The 397-nt window shown below is 31.2% G+C and carries 2 protein-coding genes; both read left to right on the top strand.

Features of this window, described 5'->3' with window-relative positions; genetic code table 11:
• A partial coding sequence (locus tag GJU39_RS23740; RefSeq protein ID WP_209437738.1) for a hypothetical protein occupies window positions 1-186 on the top strand: 186 nt, incomplete at its 5' end.
• A partial coding sequence (locus tag GJU39_RS23735; protein WP_209437737.1) for a hypothetical protein occupies window positions 183-397 on the top strand: 215 nt, incomplete at its 3' end. The genes GJU39_RS23740 and GJU39_RS23735, both read left to right, overlap by 4 nt.

The raw sequence follows: 397 nt of genomic DNA, 5'->3' as shown, positions 1-397 counted from the left end.
CCAAAGGATTTTGTGACCTCCGTATTCAAACGATATTCTACTGGACTTGGTTTATCATTACAAGATAACTTTAAAGTCACTAATAATGCAGGATGGCTACAGACATTACCAAATGGACAAACAAGAAATATTAAGGATATTAAACTTTCTCCTTACTTTAGTGCACCAGTAAATATTGTGAAATGAGGTTAATTAAATATCTTTTCTTATATCAGATTTGTTTTTTGATGTATTCTAATGTTGGATATTGTCAGCATAAGAATGATGTACCTGGTCCAAGGGATGTGGTTGAAATTTTGGTTCCCCCAAAATTATCGCCACAAATAATTCTTGATAAAGAGATTTTGTCTTCTGTACACTTAAATACTATTTATAAAAAGCTTGAAAGAGAGAAACT

This window comes from Pedobacter petrophilus, assembly GCF_009674725.1.
Lineage (GTDB): Bacteria > Bacteroidota > Bacteroidia > Sphingobacteriales > Sphingobacteriaceae > Pedobacter > Pedobacter petrophilus.
The sequence above is the reverse complement of the archived record's forward strand: the minus strand, read 5'-3'. Positions and strand labels throughout refer to the sequence as shown.